This window comes from Bacillus sanguinis (assembly GCF_018332475.1).
Taxonomy (GTDB): Bacteria; Bacillota; Bacilli; order Bacillales; family Bacillaceae_G; genus Bacillus_A; species Bacillus_A sanguinis.
Genome location: NZ_BOQB01000005.1, coordinates 1 through 20,357, shown reverse-complemented (window position 1 = coordinate 20,357; position 20,357 = coordinate 1). Strand labels below are relative to the sequence as shown.

Sequence of the window (20,357 nt, the reverse complement as noted above, 5' to 3'; positions counted from 1 at the left end):
TTTTGAAATTATTTTTTAAAGGCATGTCTAATTTTTCTACACATGCGGTATATGTTATATACGTTTTTTTTACTTTAGCATTACTTATTAATTATTTTTCAGATACTCAAAAGTATAATTATGTAACATTATTAGTGGGTGTTTTATTATTATCTATAGTGGGAAGTTTTATCCTTAGAAAAGGTTCGCTGTATCTAGAAAAATTAAATGGAAAAAAATGCTTTTTTGTTTTAGTAATCGTTTGTTTTGCATTCAAATTAGCGTGGGTGCTTAGGTACCAAATTCAACCATTGGTTGATTATGCTACATTTTATTATACTGCAGAAGCACTAAGTGAAAACTTTGTCATTGATAATAGATACATCGCATTATTTCCACATATTTTTGGATATGCTTCGTTTTTAAGTATTTTCATGAAAATCTTTGGGTCTAGTTATATGATACCACCTATTTTAAATGTTATTTTAACTACAATATCAATGGGGTTAATATATGCTATATCTAGAAAAGTTGGTGGGGTTAAAACGGCAATAACAGCAAGTGTTTTATGGATAGCGTTACCTTCTCAAACGATTTATAATATGTTTGCAATGTCAGAACCGCTCTATTGTACAGTACTGTTGTTGATTTGGCTTATTATGATAATGACTCATGAAAAAATCGCCAATATAAATATAAAACGATTACTTGTTTATTCCGTTTTAATAGCAGCGTTACTTGCATTTATGAATATGGTGCGACCAATTGCAGCAGTTCCAATTATTGCCCTATTGATATGGTTTTTTATTATAGATACAAAGCATATAGGGAATAAAAAAATATGGTTAAATAAGATAACGTATGTAGGGGTTATTGTTGTAGGATACCTTATTTTTTCTTCCGCAATAAATCAGTATATAACAGTACGTTTAGGTGAAGAGATAGCGTCAACCCCAGGGTATAACATTTATGTAGGATTTAATGAAGAAAGCTCGGGGAAATGGAATCGACCCGATGCTGAACTATTGTTTCATTATAGTAATAAACCAGGATGGAATGCGAATGATGCTCAACAGAAAATGCTAGAAGAAGCAAAAGAGAGGATAAAAAATGATAATATTGATTTTGTGAAATTATTCTCCAATAAATTCTTTGAGCTTTTGGGTGAGGATAGTGCAGCAGTTTCCTATGCTGATCCTGCATTAGATCATATAGTACGATATACAGTAGCATCTAATATGTTTTATTACTTCTTAATTGTTACTTCATTAGTAGGTGTATTGGTGACTATTAAAAATAAAAACAAATCGTCTCTATTTATTATTTGCTTATACGCGATAGGATTAATAATGGCACAGTTATTAGTAGAAGTGGCATCAAGATATCATTATTCAGCCACCATTTCAATGATCATTTTGGCTGCGTTTGGTATAAATCACGCTTACAATAAAAAAGAGAATATAGATATACATGAAAAGGCATGAGCTCGGTATTGCACCAGGCTCATGCCTTTTTTGTTCGTTTGAATGTATTTTGATGATTAACTCTTCATTGGTTAAAGTTTAATTTTGTACCTTGGGGATTTTTCTGTTTGATATAAATCGATAGCATAAATATAGCCCATAACTTTGAATGATTGTAAAGCTAGGAATGATAAAGTATCGATATCTTGTTTGGTATTCAATCAAGAAGTGAACAGTTACATAACCAATTATTAATAGTAAAAATATTGTGTAATGCGTGTTGTTTTGCTTAGTCAATATGAGATAAAGAAGTGCTAGCGTACCAAATAGCATGGCTGTCATATACATATACTTTTCATATTTCATAAGGTCATTTTGTAAAGTAAGCATACTATTATCTGTGTTCCCCAGTGTTAGTAGACTCCATGATGGTGCGGAGTCGTAATCTGCCCACATGAGTGTAAACTTATCACCGAATAAAGATAAAACTTTCTGTGGATCAGCGAGTCGCTCTTGAATCAGTTTCTTTTCAGCGACTTTTCGTTCTTCGCCAATCTCAAAGGACATCATATATTCCGCATCTGCTGTAGAATAACCACCTTTTGTTTCATGATTAAGTCCTACTGTGAATTTCCAGAGTGGATCACGGTTGGATAGTGGGTATTGTGTAATCCCGGCAGATATAAATGAATAACTTATAATGTAATGAACAAGGTAAAATACGATGAAAATTCCACAAAGTTTTTTAATAGAAGTGAAAATATCTCGTTTCGATTTCCCTAACATACCATGTAAAAGGAAGTAAATAGTTACTGCAATTAGGATGATGCCACCAAGTGGGCGCATAATGTCTCCTAAAGAAAGAGAGATCCCTATAAAAATCCACATATATTTATGGCTTAAGCCTTTTGTAATTAATAAATAAAATCCAAGATAAAATAGGAATGTGGCAAGGTGTTGATTTGTTAGGACTGAGCTTAATACAATACTTGGGATATATAATGCATATATTAATCCCGCCACGCGTCCAGTCCACTCATTAAATATGTGAGAAGTTATTTTGTAAACTAATAATGTTGTTCCTGTGCAATATAACACATTTAAGAACTTTAGAAAGAAAGTCCCCTCACCGAATAAATTAATAATTAAAGCTTGATACATTGTAAATCCAAGCTGATAAACCCAAGAAGTATAATATATGCTTTGAGCAAAACTAAAATCTCCTTTAGTTGCTTGCACGGCTCCATTGTACATCATAGCAAAATCTGATTCGATAGGAGTTTGGATAGTAAGAAACCAGATGAATCGAATAGAGAAGGCTAAAATAATAAGTGAAATAGTAAATATTAATTTTGACATATACTTATTAGCAATATAGCCAATGAGTATAAATAGAAGGCCTATTAAAATGATGCTTGGGATTATAATAAGTAAACGAGTGTCGGCCTGTGCTCTAACCACGGATACTGAGTCCCATGTAATAGCTGCAGAAATAATTAGACATAGCACTAATAAGCATTTCACAAAAAATGTATTGAGTTTTAGAAAAAATGTACTTTGCATTATATATAAAAACTCCTTATCAAACCTTATGGTATTTTAAAACGAAATCCCTTTACACGCTAAATAGCGGTGTAAAGGGATGTTTTTTAGGGGATTAAGAATTTTCTTGGGCCCATTTTTCTACATCCCAAGTTTTTGTTATCCAATCTTCATAAAAGTCCGGTTCGTGACATACAAGAAGAATTGTTCCTTTGTATGCCTTCATCGCTTTTTTCAGCTCATCTTTTGCTGTAACATCAAGGTGGTTTGTTGGCTCATCAAAGAGTAGCCAGTTACTTTCTTCGCCCATTAGTTTACATAAACGAACTTTTGCTTGTTCACCACCGCTTAATTGATTCAACGGACGAGAGATATGTTCGTTTTTTAAACCGCATTTTGCTAACATTGCACGTACTTGATGTTGGTCTAAGCTAGGGAATGTATTCCAAACATCATCAATTGGTGTTATATTATCAGCTTTTACTTCTTGCTCGAAATATGATGGGTTTAGGAAGTCACCAAGACTTGTTTTTCCACTTAATGGTTTAATCTTACCTAAAATCGTTTTTAATAGTGTTGACTTACCGACACCATTACATCCAACAATTGCAATTTTTTCACCACGTTCAATTGTCATTGTTAATTTTGGCAATAACGGATGTGTATATCCAATCTCTACATTTTCCCCTTCGAAGACAAATCGACTACTTGCACGACTTTCTTTAAAGGAGAACTCAGGCTTAATAGCTGTTTCAGGACGATCGATACGCTCCATGCGATCAAGTTGTTTTTGACGGCTCTTTGCACGACCAGTCGTTGAGTAACGAGCTTTATTTTTTGCAATAAAATCTTCTTGTTTTTTAATAAATTCTCGCTGTTTTTCATAAGCGTTGATATGTTGATTTTTATTGATTTCTGCCAGTTCTAGGAATTTTTCATATGTTGCTGTATAACGCGTCATTTTTGTGAATTCTAGATGGAAAATAACATCAACACATTTATTCATAAATTCCGTATCATGGGAAATTAATAGGAATGCATGTGGATATTCTTTTAAATAATTTGTTAACCAATGAATATGTTCAACGTCTAAATAGTTGGTAGGCTCATCTAATAGTAATACTTCTGGTTGCTCAAGTAGTAACTTTGCGAGTAATACTTTTGTACGTTGTCCACCACTTAATGCCGCAACATCACGATCTAGACCAATTGCATCAATTCCAAGTCCACGTGCTGCTTCTTCAATTTTAATATCTAATAAATAGAAGCCACCTGCTTCAAGGGCATCTTGAATTTCTGCCATTTGTTCAAGAAGTTCCTCTAATTCTTCGGGTGTAGCAGTTCCCATTTTTTCTGTAACTTCATTTAAAGCTTTTTCTTTTTCAAATAAAGGTAAAAACGCATCTGCTAATACGTCACGGATCGTGCGACCGGGTGTTAAAATGGTATGTTGGTCTAAGTAACCGTAATTTGTACCAGGTGTCCATTCTACACGACCTTCGTCATGGATAAGCTGACCAGTAATTATATTCATAAATGTTGATTTACCAACACCGTTTGCTCCAACTAATCCAACGTGTTCTCCTGCGAGTAAGCGCATGGATACATCTCTAAATAATGTACGATCACCAAATGTATGGCCTAATTTTTCAACAGTTAATAAGCTCATAATGTCCTCCGTTCATTTCTAAATAGTGTCTTGAATCATGATACTAAATTCTTGGATATAATGCTATCATTTCAAAAATATATAATGTAATTGACCAGTGGGGGCTGCGATTACAAAGAACGATGGGTTACTTTGCAAGAAATAAGCGATGTAAGAGCAATAAAAAATAAGGTGTAACCATTTAATAAAAGTGGTTACACCTTGTTTTTTATTTTAAATATCCACGAACAATTCCGCGTAAGCGATTTGCGTGGAATTTGCGCTTATCATTAGAAATATTTTGTGTCATACGGAATGTTGCGGCAGCGACAGCACGCAAGAAATAAGGGAATCCATAGTGTAAGCGAATAACTCTACCAAACCCACCAGCATAAGAAATGGCGCGATTTAATGATTGTTCATTAATAACTTCTTCTTTTACAGGATGGTATACAAACAGATCTTTTCTAAATAAACCAGTATAATTTTGTTTCATACCACGTAGTACAAAGTCAGTTTCTTCACCAGCTCCATAAATCGTTCCAGAACCAACACCTAAATCTTCATCGAATGTACCTACATCTTGTACAAATTGTTTTGTGAAGAATAATGTGAAAGAAGGTCCCATGAATCCATACTTATTATTTAAAGTAATGTCTGTATTCGGTGCGTGTATTAAAGAACCTGTTCCTTCAACATTTGTAGTGTTTGTTGAGATGAAATGAACATCTTTATTAGAGTTGAAAGTTTCTAATATATTCTCTAAAACATTTGTTTCATAAATACAATCATCATCTGGAAAAGCGATGAAATCACCATCTGCTACTTTTAAGCCTGCATTTCGAGCTCTCGATAGACCTTTAATAGGTGTATAAATGTAATGAATAGAAAATTTATCTTTATATTCATCAAATAAATCAGAGATTGGCGTATCATTTTGATCTACTACGATAAGTTCAAAATTTTTGTAAGTTTGTTGTTCAAGTGATTTTAGTAAGTCAAGAATATCATCACGTCTGCCACAAGTAGCCATGATTAAAGAAAATTTCAAGTTTAACAGCTCCTTTTAGAGATTGCGTTTAAGCTTTTTTGAATCGTGCTAATATCTTTTCAAGTAGTGAAAAGAGAATTTCATCCTTTGTTATAAAGAGGATAAGGGCGTACGTTAATCCACACGTTATTATGACTAGGATAACTTGTAGTATTTGTCCAGATACGATCATATCAATAACGAATGCTATCGGAACAAATGTTAGTGAATAAAATAGATATTTAAGTTTTTGTATATCGAATAACGTATAATTCACTTTTAATTTCTTTTTTACATAAATATATTCAAATGTGATTAAGAAACAATTTGCAATTGTTGTTGTGAAAATTGCGGTTGTTGGTGTAAGTACATGGAAGAATATTAATGCAATATTGGATGCTAAGTTGATAAATCCACAAATGAATAAAAATCGCACTAAAATGCTTTCTTTCTTTTTCACATAAATAATTTGATTCGATAAAATGGACTCAATACCGACTGTAATCATATAGAAGGCGAAAACAATTAATGTATTACCAGCCGCAGCAAATTCTTGTCCACCGTAAATAACAACAGCTCCATGAGCAATGAGCATTAAACCAATTGCGGCAGGGAATAGGGTAATGAAATATACTTTTGAAATTTTATTTAGTAAAGATTCATACTCCATTTCAGACGCGTTTCCTGATAAGTAAGACAGCCTTGGAACAGTTACTTGTACAACACTTAACATAAGTGTATTAATAATCATCATAATTTGAAAAGCCATTACATAATATGCAACTTCTTCCTTTCCAACATATACCCCTAAAACAAGACGATCTAATTGAGTATATAAAATATTAGCATTTGAAAAAATCAAGACTAATAGTAACGGTTTTAAATGAGGAATAATCGTTAAGTCGGAAAAATCAAATTTCACTTGGCGTTTCACATATATAAAGCTAATAGAGTGATTTAAAAATGTCGATAATACTAATAAACCAGCATAAGTTTTGTAATCGTCGACCCCATGAATGAAAGAGAAAAGAAGTACGACATAGATTAATCGAACGATAACTGTTTTTTTAGTGATGAAGTCATAATTTTCATATGCTTCATTGAACCACTCCACATAAAACATGTTAGATATAAAGTTAAAACCGAAAATAAGAAGCACAGGAAATAGACTTTCATGTCCGTATCCAATATAACTAAAGATCGCAAAGCCTGATAAAGCTAAAATACTAGTTGTGAAATTAATTACATAGAGACTTGTAAATAACTTAGAAACTTTCTTTTTATCGTTTTTAATTAAGCTAATTTCACGTAAACCATATTGATATACACCAAATACAGCAAATACGAAGAAGTAATTGAAAAAAGTTTCAGCAACGTTAACGGTTCCGATTGAATTTGCTCCTAACGTTCGATATGCGTAAGGACCAACTAAAATTGGAAGTATAATATTAAACGTGTTGAGCAGTATTTTATAAAAAATATTTGAAGCAATTGATTTCTGCATAATTTCACCTTTCCATTAAAATAATCCAGTTTCATTAAAATACTTGCTATGTCATAGTAAGGTTTTTAACTACAGTTAATTCTTTCAATATTAATGAAGTGTAAGGTGTTTTCTACACGATTTACAAATCCTTAAATTGTTTTATTGACCACCCGTATAAGTGTACCCTACATAAACTTTGTAAAGCAACTGTTGATGGCATAGAACCGTATTATAAAATGAAACTTTAATCCGTGGGGTTTTGTTCATCTCCACATTGATTATCAGCCCTTACCAATTGCTCGTTTACGGGCGGCAGGGCTCCGGCCTAAGCTGAATTTTGAGGTGGGAGTTTTACAGCCCGCAAATAGCGTAATAAATGAGGTTTTATCAATTAGAAAAAGTTAATCGCGAACGGGTATGTATAAAATATTACATAATATGTGTGAAAAGGAGTAATGGTTGTATGAAGGTATGGAATTGTTTATAAAAAATGAGCGAATATGTAATATCTATTCGCTCAGAAGATGTTTTGATTGTTAGGGCCTATATACTCCAAGGTTTACTTAAAGTTAAAACTTCAGCCATTTCCTTGCTTTTTACACGCCCTTTTTTCCTATTTTCAGCACGCTCAGAACCAGTTGTGTGTAGCCAATGTTCTTCTTCAGTTTCCGGCAGTACTTGTGGAACAGATGAAGGCTTTCCATCTTTTAATGCAACGAATGTAATGAAACATGTTGCAGCTATTCTACGTTCGCCTGCTAATAAATTCTCTGCAATTACTTTTACGAACACTTCCATTGAAGATTTTCCTGTATAACATACGAATGCCTCGTAACAAACAGAATCTGCTTGGTGAATTGGCGTTAAAAAATCAACAGAATCGATAGATGCCGTTACGCAATGTTTACGGCTATGTCTTGCAGCTGCAATTGAAGCGATGCTATCAATTTCTGCTAATAATTTTCCTCCGAAAAGTGTTTGATGATTATTTAAATCATTCGGAAAAACACGTGTTGTTTTAATTGCTTTGGATTCTCGCATGAATTTCTTTTCCATATGGTCAGCCCCTATTTTCTGTTTTCAATCAGAATGACATGTATTGTAAGTGGAGTACAAAAAAATTAAAAATCAATAGATATTTAATGAAGTAAAGAATTCCAGAAGAGGGTTAATAAAACTTCTGTATTTGTATTCATGAAACTGAAAGAAAATTTATTACTATATAAAGTGTAGTGTAAAAGAGGATTCGCTTACATTGCAAGTGAAAAAAATAGGACCCTGTATTTGTCATAGAAATTCCCTATCAGCTGTGTACCTATTCATGATAGAATCGTTTTGTTATGAATGGAAATAGAGGTGCAATGGACATATGAATCATATACAAACAAATTTTTCGTCTTTTTTCAGTAAAATAATGATTGGTGCGATGCTTGCATTTTTTGTTTATAGTTGCTGGTCAGCGTTTGAAACAAGTAAACAATTTTTTGGCGATAGTACAACAAGTGTAACAATCGTATTGGTTATTTTTATTATTCTCATGCTGTTAGTGGCATCGATTTTACAGTATCGTTTTACAGATAAACAATTTCTTGTTTTTCTTATAAGTATATCTATAATTGCGAGACTTAGTATGGTTCTATTTGTAGATGTTCCGATAATTGGTGATATGAAAGCTATGTTTGAGTCTGCAAAGCAGATTGCAATGGGGAATAACGTAGAGAACGTAGCGCAGTTACCTTTTATTATTTATGAATCAATGATTATTCATGTATTTGGCGATACGGTATTCGCATTGCAGTTATTTAATATTTTATTTTGTACAGGGACTGCATTTTTCATTTATCGTATTACAGCAATCGTTTTTGGAGAAGAGTGCGGCCGTATTGCGTCTGTATTTTACGCTTTATATATTCCAAATATATTTATGAGTTCCTTATTAACATCAGAATCGCTTGCTATATTTTTATTTTATTTGGCTTGCTACATACTTTTATATAAAGGTTTAGATCATCCTTATATGTGGGTACTTTCAGCAATTTTATTTGCATGCAGTAATATGATTTTCTCAATGGGATTATTTCTTCCTATTTTTATTGCTGTATATGTGTTGTTAATTGAACTCTTTCAATCAGCGATGAAGCAAAAGATACTATTAAAGATGATAGGGATGCTTATTCTATTTTATAGTGCTCATTTTGGTGTGAGTTATGGAATTCAGACAATGGGAATGTCACAATATACAATTTCAAATGAGACGTATGTTCAATCTGTTTTAATTGGAAAAGGTAAAAATGAGGAAAAAATAACAAAGAATCAAAGCGTAACAGAGCATATTGATCAAAAGCTAAAAGGGATTGAAGAAGAAAGATTTAAACTTTTAAAGCCAGTAATGAATCAATTCTCAGGTGAGGGAATACATTCTATTCTATTTAAATGTGAAAAACTTATATATATAGCGGTAACATTATTTACATCTATAGCTTTATTACACTTTCTTATTAAGAAACAACAAAATGAAGGATATATGTTGTTCTTATTGTTAATTAGCGGATACGTATTGTTAAGACTCTTTCAAGTAGATATGGCATATTACAACCTTATAGTGCCGGCTTTGTTTATTTTACAAAGCTTTGGTGTTTATATGAGTTATGTGTATTGTCAAAAAATATTCTTCAGAAAATAAAAAGAATCCAGTTCGGATTCTTTTTTTATAGATGGAAGATGAAGACTAAGAGTCAGCAGAGATAAAGAGTCCCTACTGATATAAACCTCACTCTATCGATTCAATTCTAGTTGTAAACTATCAGCTGTTAGAGACATTTTTGAGGATTCATCTTGAATTCCTTTCATTACTTGTGAAATGGTTTCTAACTCATTTTCAATTTTTTTATTCTGTTCTTTCGAGTTAGACATGTCTTTTACAATTTCTTGGAAGTATTGATCTGTCGCAGACATACTATCCGTTCCTTCAGAGACAAGGGAGCTAATTTGTTTCACTGAAGAAGAGACACGAATAATTTGTTCATTTGTTTTTTCAACGAGTTTTGTAACGTTGAATATAGATTCTTTCGTTTGCTCTGATAACTTTCGAATTTCTCCAGCTACAACAGAAAAGCCTTTGCCGAATTCCCCAGCACGTGCAGATTCAATAGCAGCATTTAGTGCGAGTAAATTTGTTTGCTCTGCAATTGATTTTACAATATCTATAATTTCGTTAATTTTGTTAGAAATATCGAGAAGTTCATGAGTATCTGTAATAATCGTGTCCATATTCGTTTGAATGCATTCCATTCGTTTATTTTGCTGATTTAATTGTTCTTTACCTTTATTCGCTTTTTCTTCTGAAGTTGTAGCTAATGATGTACCTGTTTTGGCAATTTCTACAATCGTTTCAGATTTAGCGGTTAGCTGTTGAATAGAAGCACTCGTTTTTTCAGATACAGATGCTAATTCTGTTGCAATATGCGTAATTGTCATAGCTGTTAGTTCTTTTTCCTTTTCATGTTCTTTTTGCATTCTTTCATATTCAGATTCATAAGCCGCAATAACAAGTTCTTGTTCAAGAGTAAATAATTTATTTATTACGTTTATGGAATAAGAAAAATCATCAATTGTTGTAATTTTTGTTTGCAAAATCTTCATGATAGAGCGGAATAATTCTTGATAAGCAGCAGTATACCATTTTCTATGTAAGCCGATTTGTACATGCCTTTTGGCAATTCTAACACGCTGTTCAATGAAATCTTCATGCATATCACCGCTGAATAATTCTTTTATATGTGTTTTTAAAGTTTGCTTTAGTTTTGGAATAGAGCTATAACGTTCAATAATAGTAATTAAATTAGGCTGTTTTGTAATATTGGCATAGAATTTTTCCGTAATCCAATCAATTTCTTCATAAATAAAAGGCTGTAGTACCTTTACGATTTGTAAATCTTCTTTTGAAATATGTAACATATCCATTTGAATGTTCAGTTCAGAATTAGTAGGCACGTTAAAAGTAATTTGTTGATCCTTACTTAATTCAAGTATACTGGTGTTTGTTTTATTTGTATGTTTTTTAAAAACCCCAAGCATCGTTCTTCCCCCTGTTTGTAAAGCGTTTTCATTTTTTGTTTCTATTATAATTATATATTTTTATATACAATTACTCTATATTAGTGTGTAGAATAGTATATAAATTAAGAGAATTCTATGTAGAATTCTCTTAATGGCCTTTATTAATTTTAGCATGTGTTTTAAAGAAAACTGGGAAATGTACATTATATATTACAGTGACAACACGAATAATGAATGTTACTAATAAACAAACATAGAAAGCTAATACGTGTGCCCCCATTGCATATGTGATTAGGAAACTAATTGCTCCTAAAATAGAAGCGATTGCGTAAATCTCTTTTCGGAAGACGTAGGGGATATCTTGAGCGCAAATGTCACGCAAAATACCGCCTCCAATACCTGTAATGACTCCCATTGAAACGACTAGAAATGAGGCGTCAACATGATGTGACATTGCCGCATTTGCACCAATAGCTGTAAAAACACCTAAGCCAACAGCATCAGAAAGCATAATAACGACTTGCAGTTTATTGATACGTTCAAAAAACATACAAGTAAATAATGCTGATAATACACTTACGAAAAAGTAAATAGGTTTAACAAATGCGACAGGAGGCAGGTTACCGATCATAATATCACGAATAATACCGCCGCCGAGCGCAGTAGCTACAGCTAAACAAAGGACACCGAATAAATCTAAATCTTTTTTTAAACCAACTAATGTACCAGAAATAGCAGCGGCGATAATGCCAAGAAACGTAAATATGTCGATTAATAACATTGCTGTAATCCCTTCCTCCTAAAGATGTTCCAGAGAAAAAATATACACTAAAGTTATGTAAATAACAATGCATTTTCGTTACATGTAGAAAAAAAGAAAAAATGAGGAAAGAAAGCGCTTGAAAATACAAATAATCTTTTTTTGAAAGGTAAGGTTGGGGTAGAAATGTGAGGCGTTTAATTAAAAAATATATGTTATAATAAATATTTGAGATGAGAAAAAAATATTAACTGTATAGATTGAAATTAGGTAATAGTTATGGAGGTTCTAGATGTTAAGCGAAAATAGTAAAAGTAATAAATTTGAAAATTTTCTACTAATCTTTATTTTGTTGCAACCGATTTTAGATTTGCTTACAGCGTTCTGTATCATGGTTTTAAAAATTGATACGACCATTGGAGTTATTACACGCTTATTCGTTATGTTCCTAGGTGGGATATATATTTTAATTCAAACGAAGAAACAAGGAAATATAAAATATATATTGTATATAATCTTAGTAGGAATAGTCTTTACTATCGGATTGGTAAATAATAAGCTTACAAAAGATCCTATGGTACTTACAGAAGAAATTAAGTTTATAGCAAAAGCATTATATCCGTTTGTTATGCTTACTTGTTATGTGTTTGTATTTAAGTCTTTAAAAGAAAAAAGTCATTCAAATTCAAAAATGCGTGACTATATTACGTATGCATCACTAATTATAGGGGTAGTAATGGTAGCTTCGATTACTACTGGAACAGATTATAATAGTTATGAATGGGTAAAGTTAGGATCACGCGGTTGGTTTTATGCAGGTAATGAGCTAGGATCTATTTTAGCCATCATGTGTCCAATTGTTATTTTGTATTCAATTGAAAAAACAAAAAGTATAGGTAAAGCATACTATTGGATTCCTTCAATTTTAGTTGTTTATTCATTATTTGCAATTGGGACAAAGGTTGGCGTAGGAGCAATCTTTGGATCAATGGCTATCGCAGTTGTTATGTGCTTTATTCAAGCATTTACACAGCGTAAAGATGGAAAGAAACATGCCTACTTATTAAATGGTTTTCTTGCAATAACTGTATTAGTAGGCATATTGGCATATACACCTTTTTCACCATTCATGAAAAATATGGGGTTCCATTTCCAATTAATTGAACAAGAACAGAGTGCGAAAAAGGAAGAGAAAAAGAAGGAGGAAGCTAAAGAGCACAAACCTCCTGTGACAGAGCAAGAAAAAGAGAAAGAGAAAGAAAAAGAAAAAGTAGCAGAGAAAAAAGAAGAAACGCAAGCTCTTATTTTTAGTGGGCGTCAATTATTTGAACAGATGTATAAAGATTTCTATAATGAAGCCCCAATGTCTCAAAAATTATTAGGGATGGGTTATGCTGGTAACTATAAAGAACAGCCGAAATTAATTGAACGTGACTTCCATGATTGGTTCTATTCTTTCGGAATCATCGGGTTCATTTTACTTGTAATTCCATTCTTATACTTTGGTATTAAATTTATTGTATGTGTATTTACTAAATTTAGACAAATATTCACAGTGAAATATGCAATGGTGATTGCAGCGATACTTCTCGGATTAGGTATCTCCTTCATGGCTGGTCATATTTTAATTGCACCTGGAGTGAGTTTCTACTTAGTATTAATCATGGCATATTTAATAGTTGACTTGGAAATTGAATGATAGAAAAATAAAAGCTAGCATATGTTAGCTTTTATTTTGTTATAGTAAATAAAAAGAAAAAATGGGGGATGTAAGAAATGAAAGTGTTGCATATGAATGCTGGTGCAGAAGAAGGTGGGGGGAAAACACATATTATTTCACTTTTATCTCAATTTTCAAGGGAAGAAGTGGAATTAATGGTATTTGAAGAAGGTGCGATTGCTAGAGAGGCGAGAAACCTTGGTATTCAAGTGCATGTTTTTACCCAATCATCTCGGTACGACCTATCAATTCTTTCAAAAATAAAAGCATTTATTAATGAAAATCAATTTGACATTGTGCATACACATGGCGCACGAGCAAATTTCTATCTCTCCCTCTTGAAAAAAGGTATAAAAGCGAAATGGATAATGACTGTCCACAGTGATCCAACTTTGGATTTTATGAAGAGGGGATTAAAAGGATGGGTATTTACAAAGTTAAATTTACGTTCTTTCAGGAAGGTAGATTTATTCTTTGCAATTACGGAAAACTTTAAGAGAAACATAATAAAACTAGGTGTACCAGAAGAGAAGATTTGTACGGTTTATAATGGAATTGAGTATGATAAGACGCCAGCAAAACCTTATGATAAGAGTGAATTTGGCATCGATGAAGGAGTATTTACAGCCGTTCAAGTAGCACGTCTTCATCCTGTTAAAGGTCATGATATTTTATTTGAAGCATTACAAAAAATTAAAATTCCAAATATTAAGGTGCTCTTACTTGGTGATGGGCCTATAGAAGCAGAATTAAAAGAGATGGTGAAACAAAAGGGCTTAGAGGAAAAGGTGATGTTTCTAGGTTTTCGTACAGATTCAAAAGAACTATATGCATCTGCACACATTAATTTGTTAACCTCTTATAGCGAAAGCTTTCCCCTTGTTTTACTAGAGGCGGCTAATCAACGTTTAACATCTATTGCAACAAATGTAGGTGATATGAAAAAGTTAATAGTTGATGATACGTATGGATGGATTGTACCAATTGGTGATGCAAACTCGTTAGCAAACGCATTAGAAGATGCTCATGAAAAATGGTTGAATGGTGAATTAGAAGCGATGGGAAATCGTTTGTATAATCACGCATCTACTCATTTCTCGCTAAAGAATTTGTATGAAGATACTTATAATGCATATAAAAAACTTTTACTGAAATAGAGAGGATAGTTAATCATGGAAGTAAAAACGGTTGATATTCTAGGTGTTCCTTTTTCTACAATGACAATGGATGAAACAGTCCAATATTTGAAGGGACAACTAGAATTGGAGCGAGCTCATACTTTTCAGGTAGTAACAGCAAATCCTGAAATTGTTATGTGTGCAAAAAAGGATGAAGCATTCCATCAAACATTATTAAATACAGATTTAATTACACCTGATGGTATTGGAGTTGTAAAAGCGAGTGGGATGTTAGGTACACCTGTAAAGGAACGTGTAGCAGGTTTTGATTTAATGTGTAATTTATTTGCGAAGCTATCAGAAGAACATAAACCGGTATCTGTTTTCTTACTTGGCGCAAAACCGCATGTTGTACAAGCTGCAGCAGATCATTTAAAGAAGACCTATTCAGCTGTATCTATTGTGGGTATACAAGATGGATATTTTAAACAAGAAGAAGAAGAGAATATCGTTTCTCGTATTCAAGAAGCAAAACCAGATTTATTACTTGTCGCGCTTGGTTTCCCAAGACAAGAGAACTTTATCCAAAAGAATAAGCATCGTTTAGAAACGAAGATGGCTGTTGGAGTGGGCGGAAGTTTAGACGTATGGGCTGGAGAGGTAAAACGTGCACCGAAATGGATTCAAGCGATTAACTTAGAGTGGTTTTATAGACTATGTAGTAACCCAACGCGCTGGCGTCGTCAGTTAGTATTAGCGGAATTTTTAAAAGAAGTCATGCGTTCGAAAAAGTAGCGGAATATCGCTACTTTTTTATTTGGCCATTTTTAATAAAGAGGGGTTTTGTTCATCCGCCACTGATTGTTAACCCTCATCAATCGGCAGTTAATCTCTTTGCCCCAGCTGAATTTTGAGGCGGGAGGCTTACTGCCCTCAAATAGCGGGATAAGTATTTTGCTTTTTGGGAATGATGAAGGAGAATTTTTACACGAAAGTATTTTACTTATACAATTCACACATGTAAAATGATGTGTAAAGACAGCTGTGTAAGGAGGACTTCATGTGGGCAAGGTGAAAGAAATTTCAAAGCGAAAGCTACTTGGTATAGCAGGGCTTGGATGGTTATTTGATGCAATGGATGTTGGAATGCTTTCATTTGTAATGGTAGCATTGCAAAAAGATTGGGGATTAAGTACGCAAGAAATGGGCTGGATAGGTAGCATTAATTCAATTGGTATGGCAGTCGGAGCGCTCGTTTTTGGAATACTATCAGATAAAATAGGACGGAAATCAGTCTTTATTATTACATTATTACTATTTTCTATCGGTAGTGGTTTAACTGCTTTAACGACGACACTTGCGATGTTCCTTGTGTTACGATTTTTAATTGGTATGGGCCTTGGCGGAGAACTTCCAGTTGCTTCTACATTAGTATCAGAAAGTGTTGAAGCACATGAACGTGGCAAGATAGTTGTGCTATTAGAAAGCTTTTGGGCAGGTGGATGGCTAATTGCAGCTCTTATCTCGTATTTTGTTATTCCAAAATATGGTTGGGAAGTTGCAATGGTGTTGAGCGCGGTTCCGGCACTATATGCTTTATATTTAAGATGGAATTTACCAGATTCTCCGAGATTCCAAAAGGTTGAAAAAAGGCCGTCCGTTATTGAAAATATAAAGTCAGTTTGGTCTGGGGAATATCGTAAGGCAACAATTATGTTATGGATTCTATGGTTTTGTGTTGTCTTTTCCTATTATGGAATGTTCCTTTGGTTACCTAGTGTAATGGTATTAAAAGGATTTAGTTTAATAAAAAGTTTCCAGTACGTACTCATTATGACATTAGCTCAATTGCCAGGGTATTTTACAGCTGCATGGTTTATTGAACGTCTTGGTCGTAAATTTGTTTTAGTTACGTATTTAATCGGTACAGCGTGCAGTGCTTACTTATTTGGGGTGGCGGAGTCATTAACAGTATTAATCGTAGCAGGTATGTTACTATCCTTCTTTAATTTAGGTGCTTGGGGTGCATTATATGCCTATACACCTGAACAGTATCCAACAGTTATTCGTGGTACAGGCGCAGGTATGGCAGCTGCATTCGGTCGTATTGGCGGTATTCTTGGGCCGTTATTAGTAGGATATTTAGTTGCTTCACAGGCTTCATTATCACTAATATTTACGATTTTCTGTGGATCAATTTTAATTGCTGTAGTTGCTGTAATTGTACTTGGGCAAGAAACGAAGCAACGAGAATTAGTATAAAGGGACTAAGGGAACCGTTGTGGTTTCCTTTTTTCTGTTTTTTTAGATAAATAATGGTATAGTAAGAAAAAGGGAATGTTTCTTATAAAAGCGAATGTATACAACAAGACATATGGACAAAAGAATTAGGTGGTTGAAGAAATGAAAATTTTACTGATCATGGAAGAAGCAGAAGAGCGAAGAAGTTTAGCTGAAAAATTTACTGAAAATATAAGAAATGTAGAATGTTTTGAAGCCAATACGGGAACAGAATCATTATTTATCATGAAAAAACATACACCAGATTTTGTTTTCTTGAATTCAAAATTACTAGATGGAACTGGTTTTGAATATGCGAGTTTATTACGGGAAGTAAATTGTTATACGAAATTAATTTTTATGGGTGAAGATATAGAAGAGTCGATTATGGCATTTCGTTTTCAAGCATTCTATTATTTACTACGCCCATTTCGTGAGGAAGATTTGCAATTCCTTTTATATAGAATGGGTAAAGAGCAAGGCGAGAAAGCAAAGAGTTATTTGCGGAAGCTACCGATAGAAGGTCAAGAGGGAATTCGATATATTTTCCCTGAAGATATTGTATATGTAAGCAAAAATAAGGAAAACAAAACGGTTTCAATTTATACAACAAATAATCAGTATATTTCAACATATACACTTCAGGAGCTGGAAAATAAGCTAAATGTATATGATTTTTTACGTGTGCATAAAAGTTATTTAATTAATATGTCATATGTACAAGAACTAAAACCTTATTATAATGGCACATATAATCTGTATTTAGATAAATATGATGAGCAACCGATTCCAGTTAGTCGTAATTATGTGAAACGACTTCGAAATAAGATTGAATTATAGTAGGTAATGCGAATTTTTTAACATGATAAACTAAAAATCCTTCATGATAAGGAGGATTCAAATTAAATATTCAGAAAATTTAGTACAATCCCACTAAGCAATAGTATTGGGGGGATTGTATGTGAAAACATTGAAGTCGATTTTACTATGGGGAGTTATTGCAGCTGTAGGCGCAGGTGCTTTTGGTGTAATAGCTTTATCACAAGGTGAAACTATTAATGCAGTGTGGCTCTTAGTAGCTGCGGTATGTGTATATGCAGTTGCTTATCGTTTTTATAGTAGATTTATAGCGAGAAAGGTATTCGGTTTAGATAATAATCGGCAAACGCCAGCCCATACATTAAACGATGGAAAGGATTATGTTCCGACAAATAAGTGGGTATTATTTGGGCACCATTTTGCAGCAATTGCTGGAGCAGGGCCTTTAGTAGGACCGATTTTGGCGGCGCAAATGGGATATTTACCTGGGACAATATGGATTATTGTTGGGGTGGTTGTCGCTGGAGCTGTACAAGATTTTGTAATTTTATTTGCTTCGATGAGACGGAATGGTAAATCTTTAGGAGAAATGATTAAAGATGAGATTGGTCCTGTTACAGGGCTTATTGCAATGATCGGTATTTTAGGCATTATGATTATTTTATTAGCGGTATTAGCATTAGTAGTAGTAAAGGCGCTTGTCGGAAGTCCTTGGGGAATGTTTACAATAGCAGCAACGATTCCTATTGCTATTTTAATGGGAGTATACATGCGCTACATTAGGCCCGGACGGGTTGGTGAAGGGTCAGTAATCGGAATTATTCTACTTATACTGTCTCTTATTGGAGGACAGTATGTAGCGGAAAATCCAACGCTTGCAAGCATGTTTACGTTTAGCGGTGAAACAATTGCTATTATGCTTATTGTATATGGATTTATCGCATCGGCATTACCAGTTTGGATGCTTTTAGCACCACGTGATTATTTAAGCACATTTTTAAAAGTCGGAACAATTGTTGGATTAGCAATCGGTATTTTAATTGTAGCACCAGATTTACAAATGCCAGCAGTTTCGAAATTTATCGATGGAACAGGTCCGGTTTTCTCTGGAAACTTATTCCCGTTCTTATTTATTACAATTGCTTGTGGTGCGGTGTCTGGATTCCATGCTCTCGTTTCATCAGGCACGACGCCAAAGATGATTGAACAGGAGGGACACGCACAGCCAATCGGTTATGGAGCAATGTTAATGGAGTCATTTGTAGCAGCGATGGCGATGATTGCAGCTTGTGTATTAACACCAGGAACTTATTTTGCGATTAATAGCCCCGCAGCACTTATCGGTACGGATGTCTCGCAGGCAGCTCAAGTTATTTCTTCATGGGGATTTGCTATTACACCAAATGAACTAAAAGATCTCGCTGTAAACGTTGGAGAGCAAACGATTTTATCACGTACAGGTGGTGCCCCAACGTTAGCGATAGGGATGGCATATATTTTCTCACAAGTAATAGGCGGAACGGCGATGATGGCCTTTTGGTATCATTTTGCGATTCTCTTTGAAGCACTATTCATCTTAACAACGATTGATGCTGGAACGCGTGTAGGCCGATTTATGATTCAAGATATTTTAGGGCATGTATATAAGCCATTTGGGAAAACGGATTCTACATTAGCAAATGTAATAGCTACAACGTTATGTGTATTAGGATGGGGTTATTTCTTATACCAAGGGGTAGTAGATCCGCTTGGTGGAATTAATACATTATGGCCACTTTTCGGCATTGCAAACCAAATGTTAGCAGGTATTGCATTATTACTTGGAACGACAATTTTGTTCAAAATGGGGAAAAAGGCATATGTTTGGGTGACACTTATTCCAACTGTCGGATTGCTTATTGTAACGATGACGGCGGGTTATCAAAAGCTATTTCATGAAAATCCTAAAATAGGATTTCTATCCCACGCAAAGGTGTTTCAAGGGGCGTTAGATGAGGGGAAAGTGTTAGCACCAGCTAAAAATGTCGCTCAAATGAAACAAATTATTTTTAACGATTATATTGATGCAGCACTTTGCGGGATTTTTATGATCGTTGTAATTGCTGTATTAATTTCTGCAATTCGAATTTGGATTCAAGTATTAAGAAATAAGCCAATGCCACTAAAAGAGGCACCATATATACCTAGAGATGAAAGTGAGTCGAGGAACTATGCTTAAAAGACTAAGACAAGTATGGGGACAAAGAAAACACTTTATTAGTTTACTCGTTGGGGTACCAAGCTATGAAACATATGTAGAGCATATGAAAAAGCATCATCCGGAAGAAGAAGTTGTATGTCAAAAACAGTTTTTTGCAGAAGCGCAAGAAGCTAGGTTTAATGCAAAGGGTGGAAGGATATCACGATGTTGTTAATGAAAAGGACGAATTTTCGTCCTTTTTTATTTATTTTTT

General features: G+C 33.8%; 16 protein-coding genes and 1 pseudogene. 9 read left to right on the top strand and 8 right to left on the bottom strand.

The features are described 5' to 3' along the window. Positions 1-2 precede the first annotated feature (2 nt). Positions 3-1,463, top strand: a complete 1,461-nt coding sequence (locus tag KI369_RS00450; RefSeq protein ID WP_212954723.1) for a glycosyltransferase family 39 protein — start codon at positions 3-5, stop codon at positions 1,461-1,463. A gap of 78 nt (positions 1,464-1,541) precedes the next feature. Here KI369_RS00450 and KI369_RS00445 read toward each other — a convergent pair whose 3' ends face one another. The 5 genes from KI369_RS00445 to KI369_RS00425 form a co-directional block, all read right to left on the bottom strand. Continuing rightward, complete coding sequence (locus KI369_RS00445) at positions 1,542-3,005, bottom strand: ArnT family glycosyltransferase (RefSeq protein ID WP_212954722.1); 1,464 nt, start codon at positions 3,003-3,005, stop codon at positions 1,542-1,544. A gap of 94 nt (positions 3,006-3,099) precedes the next feature. Beyond that, the gene (locus KI369_RS00440) at positions 3,100-4,653 is read right to left on the bottom strand and encodes an ABC-F family ATP-binding cassette domain-containing protein (protein ID WP_212954721.1); all 1,554 of its coding nucleotides are present in this window, start codon (positions 4,651-4,653) and stop codon (positions 3,100-3,102) included. Positions 4,654-4,861: 208 nt separating this feature from the next. Beyond that, positions 4,862-5,683: a glycosyltransferase family 2 protein gene (locus tag KI369_RS00435; protein ID WP_212954720.1), complete on the bottom strand. Its 822-nt coding sequence runs from the start codon at positions 5,681-5,683 to the stop codon at positions 4,862-4,864. A gap of 28 nt (positions 5,684-5,711) precedes the next feature. Beyond that, complete coding sequence (locus KI369_RS00430) at positions 5,712-7,166, bottom strand: oligosaccharide flippase family protein (RefSeq protein ID WP_212954719.1); 1,455 nt, start codon at positions 7,164-7,166, stop codon at positions 5,712-5,714. Between the two features lie 525 nt (positions 7,167-7,691). Continuing rightward, positions 7,692-8,204 (bottom strand): acyl-CoA thioesterase, encoded by a 513-nt coding sequence (locus tag KI369_RS00425; protein WP_048560471.1) that lies wholly within the window; start codon positions 8,202-8,204, stop codon positions 7,692-7,694. A 313-nt stretch (positions 8,205-8,517) separates the two neighbouring features. Between KI369_RS00425 and KI369_RS00420 the strand changes: the two genes are divergently transcribed. Next, a complete protein-coding gene (locus tag KI369_RS00420) occupies positions 8,518-9,831 on the top strand; it encodes an ArnT family glycosyltransferase (RefSeq protein ID WP_212954718.1) in 1,314 nt (437 codons plus the stop codon). 92 nt (positions 9,832-9,923) lie between these two features. Here KI369_RS00420 and KI369_RS29840 read toward each other — a convergent pair whose 3' ends face one another. The 3 genes and pseudogenes from KI369_RS29840 to KI369_RS00410 all read right to left on the bottom strand — a co-directional run bounded on the left by KI369_RS29840 (position 9,924) and on the right by KI369_RS00410 (position 11,988). Then, positions 9,924-10,730, bottom strand: a complete 807-nt coding sequence (locus KI369_RS29840) for a methyl-accepting chemotaxis protein (RefSeq protein ID WP_438800490.1) — start codon at positions 10,728-10,730, stop codon at positions 9,924-9,926. Further along, a pseudogene (locus KI369_RS29835) lies at positions 10,728-11,105 on the bottom strand (protoglobin family protein); the annotation flags it as partial. The pseudogene KI369_RS29835 and the gene KI369_RS29840, both read right to left, overlap by 3 nt. A gap of 250 nt (positions 11,106-11,355) precedes the next feature. Beyond that, entirely contained in the window at positions 11,356-11,988 is a 633-nt protein-coding gene (locus KI369_RS00410) for a trimeric intracellular cation channel family protein (protein ID WP_000924376.1), read from the bottom strand. A gap of 271 nt (positions 11,989-12,259) precedes the next feature. Between KI369_RS00410 and KI369_RS00405 the strand changes: the two genes are divergently transcribed. The 7 genes from KI369_RS00405 to KI369_RS00375 all read left to right on the top strand — a co-directional run bounded on the left by KI369_RS00405 (position 12,260) and on the right by KI369_RS00375 (position 20,318). Then, on the top strand, positions 12,260-13,666 hold the full coding sequence (locus KI369_RS00405) for an O-antigen ligase family protein (protein WP_212954716.1): 1,407 nt from the start codon (positions 12,260-12,262) through the stop codon (positions 13,664-13,666). A gap of 77 nt (positions 13,667-13,743) precedes the next feature. Further along, entirely contained in the window at positions 13,744-14,844 is a 1,101-nt protein-coding gene (locus tag KI369_RS00400; protein WP_212954715.1) for a glycosyltransferase family 4 protein, read from the top strand. A 15-nt stretch (positions 14,845-14,859) separates the two neighbouring features. Further along, complete coding sequence (locus KI369_RS00395; RefSeq protein ID WP_212954714.1) at positions 14,860-15,600, top strand: WecB/TagA/CpsF family glycosyltransferase; 741 nt, start codon at positions 14,860-14,862, stop codon at positions 15,598-15,600. A gap of 267 nt (positions 15,601-15,867) precedes the next feature. After that, positions 15,868-17,067, top strand: coding sequence for an MFS transporter (locus tag KI369_RS00390; RefSeq protein WP_212954713.1), 1,200 nt, complete (start codon positions 15,868-15,870; stop codon positions 17,065-17,067). A 141-nt stretch (positions 17,068-17,208) separates the two neighbouring features. Continuing rightward, entirely contained in the window at positions 17,209-17,925 is a 717-nt protein-coding gene (locus KI369_RS00385) for a LytR/AlgR family response regulator transcription factor (RefSeq protein WP_212954712.1), read from the top strand. Between the two features lie 121 nt (positions 17,926-18,046). Beyond that, positions 18,047-20,122, top strand: a complete 2,076-nt coding sequence (gene cstA, locus KI369_RS00380; protein WP_212954711.1) for a carbon starvation CstA family protein — start codon at positions 18,047-18,049, stop codon at positions 20,120-20,122. After that, entirely contained in the window at positions 20,115-20,318 is a 204-nt protein-coding gene (locus tag KI369_RS00375) for a YbdD/YjiX family protein (RefSeq protein ID WP_212954710.1), read from the top strand. Before cstA ends, KI369_RS00375 begins: the two co-directional genes overlap by 8 nt. Positions 20,319-20,357 lie beyond the last annotated feature (39 nt).

What these genes read in the sequence shown, in the direction of transcription:
- KI369_RS00445 (WP_212954722.1), bottom strand. Translation starts at nt 3,005, where the DNA reads ATGCAAAGTACATTTTTTCTAAAACTCAATACATTTTTTGTGAAATGC.
- KI369_RS00440 (WP_212954721.1), bottom strand. Translation starts at nt 4,653, where the DNA reads ATGAGCTTATTAACTGTTGAAAAATTAGGCCATACATTTGGTGATCGT.
- KI369_RS00430 (WP_212954719.1), bottom strand. Translation starts at nt 7,166, where the DNA reads ATGCAGAAATCAATTGCTTCAAATATTTTTTATAAAATACTGCTCAAC.
- KI369_RS00425 (WP_048560471.1), bottom strand. Translation starts at nt 8,204, where the DNA reads ATGGAAAAGAAATTCATGCGAGAATCCAAAGCAATTAAAACAACACGT.
- KI369_RS00420 (WP_212954718.1), top strand. Translation starts at nt 8,518, where the DNA reads ATGAATCATATACAAACAAATTTTTCGTCTTTTTTCAGTAAAATAATG.
- KI369_RS00410 (WP_000924376.1), bottom strand. Translation starts at nt 11,988, where the DNA reads ATGTTATTAATCGACATATTTACGTTTCTTGGCATTATCGCCGCTGCT.
- KI369_RS00405 (WP_212954716.1), top strand. Translation starts at nt 12,260, where the DNA reads ATGTTAAGCGAAAATAGTAAAAGTAATAAATTTGAAAATTTTCTACTA.
- KI369_RS00400 (WP_212954715.1), top strand. Translation starts at nt 13,744, where the DNA reads ATGAAAGTGTTGCATATGAATGCTGGTGCAGAAGAAGGTGGGGGGAAA.
- KI369_RS00395 (WP_212954714.1), top strand. Translation starts at nt 14,860, where the DNA reads ATGGAAGTAAAAACGGTTGATATTCTAGGTGTTCCTTTTTCTACAATG.
- KI369_RS00385 (WP_212954712.1), top strand. Translation starts at nt 17,209, where the DNA reads ATGAAAATTTTACTGATCATGGAAGAAGCAGAAGAGCGAAGAAGTTTA.
- KI369_RS00375 (WP_212954710.1), top strand. Translation starts at nt 20,115, where the DNA reads ATGCTTAAAAGACTAAGACAAGTATGGGGACAAAGAAAACACTTTATT.